General features: G+C 72.4%; 11 protein-coding genes and 1 pseudogene. 1 reads left to right on the top strand and 11 read right to left on the bottom strand.

Annotated features, from left to right (window positions below; genetic code table 11):
• Positions 1-826 precede the first annotated feature (826 nt).
• From ETD83_RS30680 to ETD83_RS30635, 10 genes are all read right to left on the bottom strand, one after another.
• A complete protein-coding gene (locus ETD83_RS30680; RefSeq protein ID WP_138648703.1) occupies positions 827-2,749 on the bottom strand; it encodes a TIGR03960 family B12-binding radical SAM protein in 1,923 nt (640 codons plus the stop codon).
• Between the two features lie 56 nt (positions 2,750-2,805).
• Positions 2,806-3,990, bottom strand: a complete 1,185-nt coding sequence (gene rodA / locus ETD83_RS30675) for a rod shape-determining protein RodA (RefSeq protein ID WP_230421303.1) — start codon at positions 3,988-3,990, stop codon at positions 2,806-2,808.
• A complete protein-coding gene (gene mrdA / locus ETD83_RS30670) occupies positions 3,987-6,062 on the bottom strand; it encodes a penicillin-binding protein 2 (protein WP_138648702.1) in 2,076 nt (691 codons plus the stop codon). The genes rodA and mrdA overlap by 4 nt, the downstream gene beginning before the upstream one ends.
• A 5-nt stretch (positions 6,063-6,067) precedes the next feature.
• The gene (gene mreD / locus ETD83_RS30665; protein ID WP_138648701.1) at positions 6,068-6,658 is read right to left on the bottom strand and encodes a rod shape-determining protein MreD; all 591 of its coding nucleotides are present in this window, start codon (positions 6,656-6,658) and stop codon (positions 6,068-6,070) included.
• 1 nt (position 6,659) lies between these two features.
• On the bottom strand, positions 6,660-7,661 hold the full coding sequence (mreC, locus tag ETD83_RS30660; protein WP_138648700.1) for a rod shape-determining protein MreC: 1,002 nt from the start codon (positions 7,659-7,661) through the stop codon (positions 6,660-6,662).
• A 35-nt stretch (positions 7,662-7,696) separates the two neighbouring features.
• Positions 7,697-8,731, bottom strand: a complete 1,035-nt coding sequence (locus ETD83_RS30655) for a rod shape-determining protein (RefSeq protein ID WP_138648699.1) — start codon at positions 8,729-8,731, stop codon at positions 7,697-7,699.
• A gap of 289 nt (positions 8,732-9,020) precedes the next feature.
• The gene (gene ndk / locus ETD83_RS30650; RefSeq protein WP_138648698.1) at positions 9,021-9,431 is read right to left on the bottom strand and encodes a nucleoside-diphosphate kinase; all 411 of its coding nucleotides are present in this window, start codon (positions 9,429-9,431) and stop codon (positions 9,021-9,023) included.
• Positions 9,432-9,476: 45 nt separating this feature from the next.
• Positions 9,477-10,934, bottom strand: a complete 1,458-nt coding sequence (locus ETD83_RS30645; protein WP_138648697.1) for a hypothetical protein — start codon at positions 10,932-10,934, stop codon at positions 9,477-9,479.
• A gap of 125 nt (positions 10,935-11,059) precedes the next feature.
• On the bottom strand, positions 11,060-11,404 hold the full coding sequence (locus ETD83_RS30640; RefSeq protein WP_138648696.1) for a DUF4233 domain-containing protein: 345 nt from the start codon (positions 11,402-11,404) through the stop codon (positions 11,060-11,062).
• Between the two features lie 22 nt (positions 11,405-11,426).
• Positions 11,427-12,797 (bottom strand): bifunctional folylpolyglutamate synthase/dihydrofolate synthase, encoded by a 1,371-nt coding sequence (locus ETD83_RS30635; RefSeq protein ID WP_138648704.1) that lies wholly within the window; start codon positions 12,795-12,797, stop codon positions 11,427-11,429.
• Between the two features lie 107 nt (positions 12,798-12,904).
• Here ETD83_RS30635 and ETD83_RS30630 point away from each other — a divergent pair, with 107 nt between their 5' ends.
• Complete coding sequence (locus ETD83_RS30630) at positions 12,905-14,107, top strand: folylpolyglutamate synthase/dihydrofolate synthase family protein (RefSeq protein ID WP_138648695.1); 1,203 nt, start codon at positions 12,905-12,907, stop codon at positions 14,105-14,107.
• Here ETD83_RS30630 and ETD83_RS42900 read toward each other — a convergent pair.
• Positions 14,079-14,943: pseudogene (locus ETD83_RS42900) on the bottom strand (hypothetical protein); the annotation flags it as partial. The gene ETD83_RS30630 and the pseudogene ETD83_RS42900 overlap by 29 nt on opposite strands.

Genomic DNA, 14,943 nt, shown 5'->3' with positions numbered 1-14,943 from the left:
GCCCACGCGGTGCCGACACCGTCAGGAAACCCTGGCCGGGCTGGAGACCCTCGCCGGGTTCGACAGCGACCTGCCGTGCGAGTCACCCCGGCGGATCATCCGGATCCGCAGGCCCGCCAACTTCGCCCAGCCCTGGCGCGATCCTGACCGGCTCGGGGACGGCCGCCCACCTTGCCCGGGCCGCGTGATGGTTGAGCGAGCGCCCTCCAGGCCCCCAAAAGTTCGGCCGCCTCCGCGATGGCCTCGTCAAGCGACTCCAGCGGATCGTGGGGCTCCGTTGCTCTCGATCGGGTGACGGCTGGCTCCCGTCCGAAAACGGTGTGATCCGCAGGGCACCGCGTCGATCATGGAATGAGCGGGACAGTTGTAGGCAATTTCTATGTATTCGTCGATCATCGATCCAGTGTTCGCTGAATTTGGTAATCGAGTGCGGTCCAGCCGGCTTCGATGCAGGTGAGGAGGAGTTTCGTTTCCTTCTCGTGTGGGGGTCCTCGTCCATCAATCGCTGTAGCATTTCCCTGGCGCCGCTCACTTGTTTTATTATCGCCGGTACGGTCCGCATGACAGTGCCGTCCGGCAGCGCGAAGTCTTCGTAGCCGGGCTCTGCCTGGAACATGCCCCATCAGTCCAGGATGACCCACAACGCCACTTCCCGCCCACGGCGTTCCTCATTTCGGCGCCTCCATCCCAGTCGCGGGCGCGGGCATTTCCCACCCTCCGGAGGGCGTCCTCGACGGCGGCTGGGTCGTACCACTCGGGGCCCGGAAAATCGGCCCACTGACGCTGCTGCAAAGATTCCCCACGTCCCTGCTCGCAGGTGAGGCGGTTACACGACCGATAGGGGGAGGAGCTTCTTGCCGGTCGGGCCTATTTGGATTTCGGTGCCCATGGTGGGGCAGACGCCGCAGTCGTAGCAGGGGGTCCAGCGGCAGTCTTCGACTTCGGTTTCGTCGACGGCGTCCTGCCAGTCCTGCCAGAGCCATTCGCGGTCGAGGCCCGCGTCGAGGTGGTCCCATGGGAGGACCTCTACCTCGTCGCGTTCGCGGACGGTGTACCAGGCCAGGTCTACGGGTTCGGTGGCGAGCGCCTTCTCGGCGGCGGACGTCCAGCGGTCGTAGGAGAAGTGTTCGCTCCAGCCGTCGAAGCGGCCGCCGTCTTCCCAGACCGCACGGACGACCTTGCCGACGCGGCGGTCGCCGCGGGAGAGGAGGCCCTCGATGATGGACGGCTGGCCGTCGTGGTAGCGCAGGCCGATCGCGCGGCCGTACTCCTTGTCGCCGCGCAGGGCGTCCTTGAGGGCGTGCAGGCGGCGGTCGACAGTTTCGTGGTCGCACTGGGCGGCCCACTGGAACGGGGTGTGGGGCTTGGGCACGAAACCGCCGATGGAGACCGTGCAGCGGATGTCCTTGCGGCCGGTGGCGTCGCGGCCCGCTTGGATCACCCGCTTGGCCATGCCGGCGATGGCGAGGACGTCCTCGTCCTCCTCGGTGGGCAGGCCGCACATGAAGTACAGCTTGACCTGCCGCCAGCCGTTCTCGTACGCGGTGGTCACGGTGCGGATCAGGTCGTCCTCGGTGACCATCTTGTTGATCACCTTGCGCATCCGCTCGGAGCCGCCCTCCGGCGCGAACGTCAGGCCCGAGCGGCGGCCGCCGCGGGAGAACTCGTTGGCGAGCGTGATGTTGAACGCGTCCACGCGGGTGGACGGGAGGGACAGGGAGGTGTTCGTGCCCTCGTAGCGGTCGGCGAGGCCCTTCGCGACGTCGCCGATCTCGCTGTGGTCGGCGCTGGACAGGCTGAGCAGCCCGACCTCCTGGAACCCCGATTCCTTGAGGCCCTGCTCGACCATGTTCCCGATCGTGGTGATCGAGCGCTCCCGGACCGGACGGGTGATCATCCCGGCCTGGCAGAACCGGCAGCCGCGGGTGCAGCCGCGGAAGATCTCCACGCTGAACCGCTCGTGGACGGTCTCCGCGAGCGGGACCAGGGGCTTCTTCGGGTAGGGCCACTGGTCGAGGTCCATGACGGTGTGCTTCTCGATCCGCCACGGCACGCCCGGGCGGTTCGGCGCGACCCGCTGGATGCGGCCGTCGGGCAGGTAGGTGACGTCGTAGAAGCGCGGGACGTAGACGCCGCCGGACGCGGCGAGGCGGAGCAGGAGTTCGTCGCGGCCGCCGGGCTCGCCCTCGGCCTTCCACTCGCGGATCACCTCGGTGATGGCGAGCGCGATCTCCTCGCCGTCGCCGAGGACGGCCGCGTCGATGAAGTCGGCGATCGGCTCCGGGTTGAACGCGGCGTGCCCGCCCGCGATGACGATCGGGTCGTCTCCGGTGCGGTCGGCGGCGTCCAGCGGGATCCCGGCGAGGTCGAGGGCCGTCAGCAGGTTGGTGTAGCCGAGCTCGGTGGAGAACGACACGCCGAGGACGTCGAACGCGGCGACGGGGCGGTGCGCGTCGACGGTGAACTGCGGGATGCCGTGCTCCCGCATGACGGCCTCCATGTCGGGCCACACCGAGTACGTCCGCTCCGCGAGGACGCCGTCGCGCTCGTTCAGGATCTCGTAGAGGATCTGGACGCCCTGGTTCGGCAGCCCGACCTCGTAGGCGTCCGGGTACATCAAGGCCCACCGGACGTCCGCCTCGTCCCAGTCCTTGATCTGGGAGTTCAGCTCGCCGCCAACGTACTGGATCGGCTTCTGCACGCCCGGGAGCAGCGGTTCCAGACGCGGGAAGAGCGACTCGACCGGCATGACGGGATCCTCCGTGCAGGGGACGTGGGATGAACGTCCACTCTACCGGCGCCGCGCTAATCGAACGGCCGCCGGCGGACGTGCACGGCCTGCAGCAGGCCGAACGCGATCATATTGGCGAAGGTGGCGGAACCGCCGTAGGACACGAACGGCAGCGGCAGCCCCGTGATCGGCATGATGCCGATCGACATCCCGACGTTCTGGAACGTCTGGAACCCCATCCAGCACACGACGCCGGTCGCGACGAGCGTCCCGAACAGGTCGGCGGCCTGGGTGGCGATGCGCAGGCCCCGCCACAGCACCACGCCGAGCAGCGCGACGATCACGGCGCCGCCGACGAAGCCGAGCTCCTCCCCCACCACCGTGAAGATGAAGTCGGTCTGCTGCTCGGGGACGAAGTGCCCGCCGGTCTGCTCGCCGTGGAACAGGCCCTTGCCGAACACGCCGCCCGACCCGACCGCGATCCGGGCCTGCTGCGCGTTGTAGCCGGCGCCGCGCGGGTCGGCCTCCGGGTCCAAGAAGGCGGTGAACCGGTCGATCTGGTAGTCCTCCAGCAGGCCGAAGAACCACACCGCGGCGGCCGCCGCCGCACCGCCGCCGACCAGGCCGAAGAGCCACCGCTTCTGCGCGCCGGAGATCGCCAGCATGCCGAGCACCACGGCGATGAACACCAGCGTGGTGCCGAGGTCGGGCTGCAGCATGATCAGCACGGCGGGCACCCCGGCGAGGACGAGCGCGAGCAGCACGTCGCGGCGGCCGGGGCCGATCTCCCCGTCGCGCGGCTCGCCCAGGATCATCGCGAGCAGCACCACCAGCCCGACCTTCGCGAACTCCGACGGCTGCACCTGGAAGCCGCCGCCGAGCACGATCCACGAGTGCGACCCGTTGATCGTCTCGCCGAGCGGGGTCAGGACGGCGACCAGCCCCACGCACGCCACCCCGTACAGGATCGGGACGTACGCGCGCAGGAGCCGGTAGTCCAGGACGGTGACGAGCCCGCCGAGCGCGAACCCGATGAACAGGTTCAGGATGTGCCGCTTGAGGAAGCCCTCCGGGTCCTTGCCCTGCTCGGTCAGGAGCTGGAACGTGGCGGAGCGGACGAGCAGCGCGCCGATGACCGACAGCGCCAGCACGGCCACGAACAGCGGCCAGTCGAGCCGCCGCAGCCCGCCGAGCCGGCTGCGCACCCCGCGCCGCGCCGCGTAGCCCTCGACGCTCCCGACACCCGTCCCGGTGATCACGGGGCGGTTCCCTCGCCGCCGGGCAGCGCCGGCAGCTCGGACGGCAGCCTGCCGTCCTTGAGGAGGGGCGGGCGGTCCTTCGTCCCGTACATGGCCTCCCAGATCTCCCGGACGGCCGGCGCGGCCGTGGACGCGCCCGTCCCGCCCTGCGAGACCATCGCCACCACCGCGAACCTCGGCTTCTTCATCGGGCCGATCGAGGCGAACCAGGAGGTGTCCTCCTTGCCGTACACCTCCGCGGTGCCGGTCTTGCCGCCCACCTCGACGGTCTTCATGTCGAACCCGCCGAACGCGCCCGCGGCCGTGCCCTGCTTGGGGACGTCCGCGAGGGCGTCGCGAATGTACTTGATCACCTTCTGGTCGACGGGCAGCCGCTTGGCCGGCGGCGCTTCGATCCGCTGGGCGACGGTGCCGTCCGGCCGCATCACCGCGACCCCGAGCCGCGGCACCACCAGCCTGCCGCCGTTCGCGATGGCCGCGTACGCGCGGACGAGCTGCAGCGGCGTCACCAGGACGTCGCCCTGCCCGACGGAGAAGTTGGCGGCGTCACCGGGACGCCACACGAAGCCCTCGGTGCAGTTCTCCGTCGCGACGGCCTTCAGGTAGGCGGCGCGCGCCGGGTCGGTCTTGGCGACCTGCGGGTAGCCCTCCTTGGCGCCCTTGCAGTTGGCGGCCCTGGTGACCTCCCAGTAGTCCTTCTTCCAGGCCCGGTCCGGGATGCGGCCCTCGCTCTCGCTCGGCAGGTCGATGCCGGTGCGCGAGCCGAACCCGTAGTCGCGCGCCATCCTCACCATCGGGTCGGACGGGTTCTTCTTCGGCTTCATCCCGCCGTCGCGCTGCCACTCCTGGTACGCGAACCGGTAGAAGATCGTGTCGCAGGACTTCACCAGGGCCATGTGCAGGTTCATCGGGCCGTGCCCCTGGCCCTCGAAGTTCCGGAACGCGCGGTTCCCGACGTTGTACGAGCCGGGGCACGGGTAGATGCCGTTGAGGCTGTTGCCGTCCTTCACCGCGGCGGCCACCGAGGAGACCTTGAACGTCGAGCCGGGGGCGAACTGCCCCTGCGTGACGCGGGAGATCAGCGGCTCGCCCTTCTTCTTGCCGAGCAGGGCCTCGTACTGCTCCTGGGAGATGCCGCCCGTCCAGATGGCCGGGTCGTAGGTCGGGTGGCTGGCCATCGCGACCATCCGGCCGGTCTGGACGTCCATCACGACCGCGGCGCCCGCGTCCGCGGGGCGGCCCGCCTTGCGCGCGCCGTCGATCGCGTGCTTGAGCGCGTTCTCCGCGGCGCCCTGCACGCCCGCGTCGATGCTGGTCACGAGGTGGTTGCCGGGGACGGCCGCCTGCTCGTCGGCGGTGCCGGTGACGCGCCCCTGGCTGTCGACGAGGACCTTGCGGAACCCGGGCTCGCCGCGCAGCGCCGCGTCGTACTGCGCCTCCAGGCCCGCGCGGCCGACGAGGTCGACGCCGCTGTAGCCGGTGACCTTGAGGCCGGTGCGCTTGTCCATCTCCTCCTGCGTGATCGGCTGGAGGTAGCCGAGGACCTGCGCGGGCTTCGCGCCGTTCGGCTCCGGATAGTCGCGGACGGCCTGGACCTGCGCCGTGACGCCGGGGAACTCCTCCTGGCGCTCCATGATCTGGAGCGCGCGCTTCGGGTCGACGTGGTCCTCGACGGGGATCGGCTGGTAGGGGGAGCCGGGCCAGCAGGGCCGCTTGATGCCGGGCCCGCACAGCCGGATCCGTTTGGTGATCTCGTCCTGGCCGATGCCGAGCACGGCCGAGAGCCGCCTCAGGATGCCCTCGCCGCCGTCCTTCTGCCGCAACAGCGTCGTCCGGTCGACGGACACGACCAGCGCGCTGGTGTTGCGGACGAGGGGCCGGCCGCGGTCGTCCAGGATCATGCCGCGGACGGCGGGGACGACGATGTCGCGGGTGCGGTTCTGGGCGGCGATCCCCCGGTAGTGCTCGCCCTCCAGGACCTGGAGCGACCACAGGCGCCCGACGAGGACGAGCATCAGCGCGGCGACCAGCACGTACAGGACGACCAGGCGGAAGTGGGTGCGCGGGTTCACAGGCTTCAGCCCCGTCCCGACATCGCGCGGTAGCGGGCGGCGGGCACCGCGAGGGTGTCGCTCCGGGGGCGTTCGCCGCGTTCGTACCGGCGGGTGGCGCGCAGCACCGCCCAGACGACGAACGGGCTCGCGATGACGTCGTACAGCACCTGCAGCGGCACCATGCTCGACACGGTGGCCCACTCGGCGCGCGGGTCGCCCAGCATCATGCCGGTGCCCGCGTACAGGACGGTCCCGGCGAGCGCGCCGGCGGCGACGGCGAAGAACGGCACGACGGACTGCCGGTCCATCTCGTCGGACGCGACGCCGCACAGGTAGCCGATGAGGCAGTAGACGAGCGCGTACCGGCCGATGGTGTGGTCGGCGGGCGGGATGATGTCGGCGGCGAGGCCGGCGAGGAACCCGGTGACCATGCCCGTCATCGACCCGGCGACGAGCGCCAGCGCGACGACGGCCAGCAGGACCAGATCGGGTTGGACGCCGCCGGGCAGCGGCAGCCGGTTCGCGACCGACACCTGCAGGATCAGCGTCACGGCGATCACGACGGCGGCCACCACCGAGCGGCCGGCCGGCGACGCCTCGGGCGGGTTCAGCACGTCAGTTCCCCCCGCTCGGATTCGTGGACGGGCTTCCCGAGCCGCTCGGCCGGGCGTTCGGGCGCTTGCTCCCCGACGGGCTCGCGGACGGGCTCACGCTCGGCGTCGGCGTCGGCGGTGGTTTCGGCTTCGGCGGCAGCACCGCGTCCCGCGGGTCGGTCTTCGGCGGGGCGACGACGACGGCGACGACGTCCAGGCTGGTGAACCTCACGAACGGCCGGACGTAGGCGGTGCGGGTCAGGCCCCCGGTGGAGCGGTCGATCCGTTCGACCACGCCGATGGGGACGCCCGGGACGTAGGGCCGCTGGCCCTGCGACCCGAGCGTGACGATGCGCTGCCCGACCTGGATCGGCGCGGCGGCGTCCAGCAGCTGGAAGCGCAGCGGCGTGGCGCCGTGCCCGCCGAGGCCGCGGCGCCCGCGGCCCTGCACGATCCCGATCTCCTTGGAGCCTTCGAGCCGGGACCCGATCGACGAGGTCTGGTCGGTGGCGAGCAGGACGGTCGCCGTCGCGGGCCCAACACGGGTGACGCGGCCGACGAGCCCGTCCGCGCTCATCACGGTCATGTCCCGCTTGATGCCGCTGCGGCTGCCGGCGTCGATGGTGACGGTGTCCTCGAAGCCCTGCCCGGCGGAGATCACCTGCGCGGCGAGGATCTCGTAGCCGCCCATCCCGGCGGTGCCGAGCAGCCGCTGCAACTGCGCGGCCTTGTCCTGGTCGAGGCGCATGGAGCGCAGCTGCTCGCGCAGCTTGTGGTTCTGCCGTTCGAGCCGGTCGGCGCGGCGCCGCTCGCCCGGCGCGTCGGTGATCGCGTCGAAGGTGTTGCTCACCGGACGGACCACGGACGCCGACGCGCGCTCCACGGGTCCGAACACGGTGGCGCCGACGCCGCGCAGCCCGCGCAGCGGTGACTCGGCCCCGCCGCGGTAGTCAATGGTGATCATCGCGAGCGCCACGACGAGCAGCACGCCGAGCACGACGCGGGTACGCCGGGTGTCCTTCACCCCACCGACCTCCCGTTCCTAGTCCACCCGGGGGGTCAGTGTCGCGGCTCCGGCACCAGCACCTGCCGGAGTTCCTCGAAGTCCTCGACGCACTTGCCGGTGCCGAGCACCACCGAGTCGAGGGGGTTGTCCACCAGGTGGATGGGCATCCCGGTCTCCTCGCGGAGCCGTTCGTCGAGGTTCTTCAGCAGCGCGCCACCGCCGGTGAGCGCGATCCCGCGGTCCATGATGTCGCCGGAGAGCTCCGGTGGGCATTTGTCGAGCGTGGTCTTCACCGCGTCCACCACGGCGTTGACCGGTTCCTCGATGGCCCGCCTGACCTCCTCGGCGGAGATCACGACGGTCTTCGGCAGCCCGCTGACGAGGTCGCGGCCGCGGATCTCGGCGTGCGGCTCGTCGTCGCCGCCGGGATAGGCGGACCCGATCGCCATCTTGATCTCCTCGGCCGTACGTTCCCCGAGCATCAGGGAGTACTCCTTCTTGGAGAACGAGATGACGGCCTGGTCGAGCTCGTCGCCGCCGACGCGGACGGACTGGCTGGTGACGATCCCGCCGAGCGAGATGATCGCGACCTCGGTGGTGCCGCCGCCGATGTCGACGACCATGTTGCCGGTCGGCTCGTAGACGGGCAGCCCGGCGCCGATCGCGGCGGCCATCGGCTCCTCGATGATGTACACGCGGCGGGCGCCGGCCTGGTAGCCGGCCTCCTTCACCGCGCGCTGCTCCACGCCGGTGATGCCGCTCGGCACCGCCACGACGATGCGCGGCTTGGCGAAGTGCCGGCGTTTGTGCACCTTCTGGATGAAGTAGCGGAGCATCCGCTCGGTGACGTCGAAGTCGGCGATGACGCCGTCCTTCAGCGGGCGGACCGCGACGATGTTGCCCGGGGTGCGGCCGATCATCCGCTTCGCCTCGATGCCCACCGCGACGATCTTCCCGGTGTTGGTGTTGATCGCCACCACGGACGGTTCGTTGAGGACGATGCCACGCCCGCGCACGTACACCAGGGTGTTGGCGGTACCAAGATCGACCGCCATGTCACGGCCGAGAAACGACAGCTTGTTACCCATGAAGAAAGGGAGCCCTTCAAGATTGACGGGCGTGTATAGCGGCGCGTCCATCGTAACGTGCGCGGACGTCCCCGGGCAGTCACCCAAGGGCCGCGAGTCGATCAAAAACGTCCCTCTGAGCAGCCCCGCATTGACCAAAAGACGCGCGGGCGGCCGATCACCGCTCCGGCCCCGGCCCCGGCCGATCGAACCTGAGCCGGGTCACGGGTCGTGCGGCCGGAGGCGCCCAGCGCCGGAGGTCGCACGACGCGCCGGTCGTTCCAGGGGGTCGCCCCCTGGGTCAACACAGTCAGCTGACCTCGGGGAAGAAGAGCTTGATCTCGCGGTCGGCGGAGTAGGTGGAGTCGGAGCCGTGGACGATGTTCTCGCCGATCTCCAGGGCGAAGTCGCCGCGGATGGTGCCGGGGGTGGCGCTGACCGGGTCGGTGGCGCCGGCGAGGCCGCGGAACGCCTCGATGGCGCGCGGGCCCTCGACGACCATGGCGACGAGCGGGCCGCCGGTGATGAACTCGACGAGCTCGCCGAAGAACGGCTTGCTGGCGTGCTCCTCGTAGTGGGCCTCGGCGGTCTCGCGGGCGAGGGTGCGGAGTTCCAGCGCGACGAGCTTCAGGCCCTTGCGCTCGATCCGGGAGATGACCTCACCGATGACGCCGCGGCGGACGCCGTCGGGCTTGACGAGGACGAGAGTGCGCTCGGACACGGATGGTTCTCCTTGAGGAACTTCGGAATATGCGGCCCGCGAATCTTACCGGGCTCCGGGGCCTGCCACGGTCTTCCGGGACGGTCTCGCGGCGGCGGCGGCGAGGAGCACCGCGGCGGCTCCGGCGACGATGAGCCAGATGTCGTAGCCATCGTGCAACGCGTGGATCTGCTCGGCCTCGGTGACCGGGCGCAGCCGTTCCAGCCGCGACGCCTGCAGGGACAGGACGAGGAGCTGCCCGGCCAGCACGGCGGGGAAGCACAGGGACAGGCCGAAGAGCGCGGCGCCGACGCCCGCGTCCCGCAGCGAGGCGGCGAGGGCCAGGCCGGCGCCGGTGCCGAGCAGGGCGAGCGGGACGAGCATCGTCCAGCGGCCGTCGAGGTGGGTGAGGAGGCCGAGCGGCACCGCCGCGATCATCAGGACGTGCCCGGCGTTGACGGCGTGGCGGGCGCGGGCGCGGACGGAGGCGAGCGCCCCGGCCATCGCCGCCGCGGCGGCCGCGGCGAACGGGAGCAGCGGCACGACGGCCGCGCCGCCCCGGTCGTGGGCGTCGGCGGCGGCGAGGCCGGCGAGCGGGCCCGCGACCGGATAGCCGAGCAGCCCGACGGTGATCATGACGACGGCGCAGCCGTACGGGCTGCCCGCGACGGCGTCCCGCCCGGCGGCGAGGGCGAGGCCGAGCAGCGCGGGCACCGCGAGGCCCGCGACGATGAGCCGGGCGCCGGGCGACCATCCCGCCGCCGCCACGACCGCGAGGAACGCGAAGCCCGCCGCCGGGACGCACGGGAGGAGGAGCTGGCCGCGTTCGGTGTGCCGGGACACGGGCAGCGCCCAGGGGGCCCGTCCGCGCAGGAGCAGGTGGGCGAGCGCGGCGACGGCCGCGGCCACGGCCGCCCACGGGTACGGGACGAGCGCGACACGCCAGTCCGGCACGGCCGAGCCGTCGGCGGGCGCGGGAACGGCCTTGAGCGCCAGGGGCATCGCCAGGAGCAGCGCGCCCGCCAGCGTGCCGGCCCAGGCGGCGGCCAAGGCGCGGCTCCGGCGCTCCCAGACCAGGACCAGGCAGGCGGGCAGCATCATCCCCGCGCCCGCGCCCTGGACGGCGCGGACCGTCCCGACGAGGGGCACGGAGTGGGCGAACATGACCGCGCCGAGCCCGGACAGCAGGACGGCCAGGCCCGCGGCGAGGACGGGCCACGCGGAGAACCGGCGCGCGGCCACGGCGGCGAGCGGCACCGCGACGACGAGCGCGGGCAGGGACAGCCCGGTGGCGCGCAGCAGCCCGCCGATCCCGGCATCGCCGAGGCCGAGCGCGCTCGCGGCGGCGGGGACGACGTTCACGGCGGCGTCCGGCACCGCGAGGACGGCGGCGGGCACGGCCGTGAGCGTCAGCAGCAGCGCGCCGGAGGCGGCGAGCCGGCGGCGGGCGCGGCCCTCCGGAGGCGCGGCCGGATATCCGTGGACAGGGGCGCTGGGTGCATGTCCGCGTGCGCGCAGGGACACGGCCTGCTCCTTCGCAGGGTCGTCATCCACCGCACGAGCATTTCCCAAAAGAGAAATATGTCGGAATCAGGGAAGGAGTGGAATTGCGCGGGATCGGCAGATGAATGAATGCGTCCCTCGCGAATTTAGCGCGGTGCGGCGCTCTTCGCCTTGCGTCCCATCCAAATGGCCGTCGCCCAAAGCGCCCCGAACACGACGCCGAGGAAGAACATGGCCGGCACCATGAACCCGGTCGCGATGATCAGCACCTGCAGGACGCCGCCCGCCGCGACCGCCCACGGGAACCGCAGCAGGCCCGCCATCAGCAGGCACGCGACGGCCAGGCCGCCGCACACCGCGCCGGCGGTCGCGCCGTCCACGTCGAGCACGGCCACCGCCACCGGGATCGCGAGCGCGATCACGATCGCCTCGCAGCCGAGGACGGTGGCGAGCAGCCTCCGGACCGGGTTCGCGGCGGTACTGGTGCCCATCCCCGTCACCGCCCCCCGCCTGTCATCGGGTCTCCTCGACGCGCAGCAGGATCCGGGCGTCGCCGGCCGTGACCACCGAGCCGGTGATCAGGACCCCGGCGCCCCGGTACTCGCCGGTCTCCTCGGCGAGCCCGATCGCCCGGTCGATCGCGTCGTCCAGGCGGTCCTCGACATGGACGCGCTCCGGGCCGAAGACGCTCCCGGCGATCTCGGCCAGCTCCTCGGGCGGCATTGAGCGCGGCGAGGAGTTCCGCGTCACGACCAGCTCGGCGACGACGGGTTCGAGCTGGTCGAGGACGCCGGCGACGTCCTTGTCCGCGGCGATCGCGAGGACCCCGGCGAGCCGGGTGAAGCCGAACGACTCGGTGACCGTGTTGACGGTCGCGGCCATCCCGGCCGGGTTGTGCGCCGCGTCCAGCAGGACGGTCGGGCCGGTCCGCGCGACCTCCAGGCGTCCGGGCGAGGCCGACTTGGCGAGGCCGCTGCGCACCAGCGCCGGGTCGAGCTGGCCCTCGTTCCCGCCGAAGTAGTCCTCGCCGGGCGCGATGCGGGTGGCGGCCTCCAGATTGTGCTCGCCCCTGCTCGGCGCGCCGCTGGAGAACGCCTCCACGGCGGCGAGGGCCGTCGCCGCGTTGCTCGCCTGATGGTCGCCGAACAGGGGCAGGAAGATCTCGTCGTAGACGCCGTGCAGGCCCTGGATGCTCAGCTGCTGGCCGCCGAAGGCGACGTCGCGGCTCAGGACGCCGTACTCGACGCCCTCGCGCGCCGCCGCCGCGCCGGTCTCCACGACCCGCCGCAGCAGCACCTCGGCCGCCTCGACCGGCTGCTGCGCCAGCACCGCCACCGACTCCGGCTTGATGATCCCCGCCTTCTCGGCGGCGATCTCTTCCAGGGTGTCGCCGAGGTAGCGGGTGTGGTCGAGCCCGATCGGGGTGATGACGGCGACGGCGCCGTCGGCCACGTTCGTCGCGTCCCACGCGCCGCCCATGCCGGCCTCGACCACGGCCACTTCGACCGGCGCGTCCGCGAAAGCGGCGTAGGCCATCGCGGTCAGGACCTCGAAGAACGACAGCCGCGCCTCGTGCTTGCCGTCGACCAGTTGCGCGAAGGGGAGGACGTCCTCGTAGGCCGCGACGAAGCGCTCCTCGCCGATCGGCTCGCCGTCGATCGCGATGCGCTCCCGGAGCGTGGTCAGCTCGGGGCTGGTGAACAGGCCCGTGCGCAGGCCGCGCTCGCGCAGCAGCGCCTCGATGAGCCGGGCGGTGCTGGTCTTGCCGTTCGTTCCCGCGACGTGGATCACCGGGTAGGCGCGGTGCGGCTCCCCCAGGACGTCGACCAGGTCGCGGACGCGGTCGAGGGTGGGGTCGATCTCCCACTCGACGCCGCGGGCCATGATCGCGCCGACTGCGCGCCGGTAGTCGGACGGCTCGGATACCTGGGTCACGATCTCAGAGCCTACTCGGCACTCCCCGGGGTTCCGGACGGGCCCACACTGGAGTCATGGACGTGTTCTTCCGGGAATGGGAGCGGCGGGCTCTCGGCGAGACCCGCGACATCGGGCGGGCCCGCGGGCTGGCGTCCGTCCTGGGCGTCCTCTCCCCGGGCGCGCCCGTCCTGACCGTCGTGGGTTCCAAGGGGAAGGGGACGGCGGCGACCTACGCGTCCGCCTTTCTGGCGGCCGCCGGTCTTCGGGTGTGCACGGTCACGAGTCCCGGTCTCCGCAGCGACCGCGAACGGATCAGGGTCGATGGGCGTGCGGTCTCGGAGGAGGAACTGGCGTTTCTGGGGGGCGTTCTGGACGAGGCCATCGCCGCCCTGCCGCCGCCTGCGGGCGGCTATCTTTCGCCGTCCGGGCTGTTCACCATCGCGGGGGTCGTGCATGCGCGGCGCGTCGGCGCGGACGTGATCGTCCTGGAGGCGGGCATGGGCGGACGGTCGGACGAGGTCTCCCTCTTCCCGCCCGCCGTCGTGGCGATCACGCCGATCTTCCGGGAGCACGCCGGGGTGCTCGGGAACACCCCGGCGGAGATCGCGGAGGAGAAGCTCGGCGTGGCGGGGCCGGCGACGATCGTCCTGTCCGCGCCGCAGTCGGCCGAGGTCACCGGCGTGCTCGGAGCGGTGGAGCGGGTGGAGGCGGGCGGCAGCGGGCTCGCGGCGGACCTGCTGCCCGGCGGGCTGGTGCGCGGCAGCGCCGAACTCGGCGTCGTCGCGGCCCGCCGGTTGCCGGGCGTCAGCGAACCGCCGGGCGGGCCGCTTCGCGACGTGCTGGCGTCGGTCGTCCTGCCGGGGCGGCTGTCCTGGCATGACGTGCCCGGATCGGCGACGCGGCTGCTCGTCGACTCCGCCATCGACGGGACGGGAATCGCCGAAGCCCTCACCGCCGCGCGGAAGGTCTGGGGCGCGATCGACCGCGTCGCCGTCTGCCTCCCCGACCACAAGGACCTGGACGGCGCCGTCGCCGCACTGGACGGGCTGCCGGTGACGTTCGTCCGGCTGCCGCTGCCGCATCTGCGCTTCACCCGCCCGCTGCCGCCCGCATGGGACGCCGTCGACGCCGGCACCGTCACGCCCGCGTTCCTCACCGCGCTCGGGCGCCGCGTCGTCGTCCTCGGGACCGTCTACTTCACCGGGCTCGTCCTGGACGCGGTCGGCGCCCGCACCGAGCGGCTCTTCGTCACCGCGGCCTCTCGACGTCCTTCCTGATCCGCCGCATGATCTCGGCCATCAGCGGGAACCGCGGGTTCAGCGACGGACGGTTGGACGCGACGACGCCGTAGGAGTCGGCGGTCGCCCACGCGCAGTACGTGTGGGTATCGGCCAGGACGGCGAACGTCCCGCAGACGGCCCTTCCGCCCTTCTCGCCGGGGTCGGCGCCCTGCCCGGCGATGAACGTCGTGGGCCGCGCCTTCCGCAGGAAGTCCGCGGGGTCGCCGACCTGGCCCGTCCCGCCCACGAAGAGGACGTTGATCGGCCGGACGGGCTCCTCGCTGTACACGGCCTTGCCGCGGTCGGCGACCGGGACCCCGGACGCCTCGACCGCGGCGGCGACGAACGGGTACGCCGCGCTCGCCTGCGGGGAGGTCAGGCCGTCCAGGCGCAGGCCGCCGGCGGTCGCGCCCGCGCTGATCACCATCGTGGACGCGGGGACACCGGCGGCGCGGGCGTCCTCGCCGCCGGGGACCTTCCTCCCTCCGCCGACGACGCCCGCGCCCTCGCCGCCCGTCCGGAACGCGAGCACCCCCGCCATGAGGACGACGGCCCCGACCGTGGCGGCGCCCATGACGAGCACGATCCTCGGAAACCGCGTCCGTCCGGCTCCGGGCGGGAGCGGCCCGGGCAGCGGCGGGCCCGGCGGCAGGGGGACCACCGGAGGACCGGGGACCACGGGCAGCGGGCCCGTGCCGTCCGGGAGGATCGGATGCCCGCCGGAGGCGTCCCGGATCACGATCTGCGGGCCGGTCCCGTCCGGGACGACGGCGTGCGGGCCGGTCCCGTCGCCGGGGTCGGCCGACCACCACGGACGCGAGTCGCCCCAGGAC

The sequence above is a fragment of the Actinomadura soli genome (assembly GCF_005889715.1).
Classification (GTDB): domain Bacteria; phylum Actinomycetota; class Actinomycetes; order Streptosporangiales; family Streptosporangiaceae; genus Spirillospora; species Spirillospora soli.
This window is presented reverse-complemented; position numbering and strand designations above follow the sequence as displayed.

Coding starts and splice junctions, on each gene's coding strand:
- ETD83_RS30640 (WP_138648696.1), bottom strand. CDS start 11,404: ATGGGCACCAGTACCGCCGCGAACCCGGTCCGGAGGCTGCTCGCCACC.
- ETD83_RS30680 (WP_138648703.1), bottom strand. CDS start 2,749: ATGCCGGTCGAGTCGCTCTTCCCGCGTCTGGAACCGCTGCTCCCGGGC.
- ETD83_RS30635 (WP_138648704.1), bottom strand. CDS start 12,797: ATGGCCCGCGGCGTCGAGTGGGAGATCGACCCCACCCTCGACCGCGTC.
- ETD83_RS30655 (WP_138648699.1), bottom strand. CDS start 8,731: ATGGGTAACAAGCTGTCGTTTCTCGGCCGTGACATGGCGGTCGATCTT.
- ETD83_RS30630 (WP_138648695.1), top strand. CDS start 12,905: ATGGACGTGTTCTTCCGGGAATGGGAGCGGCGGGCTCTCGGCGAGACC.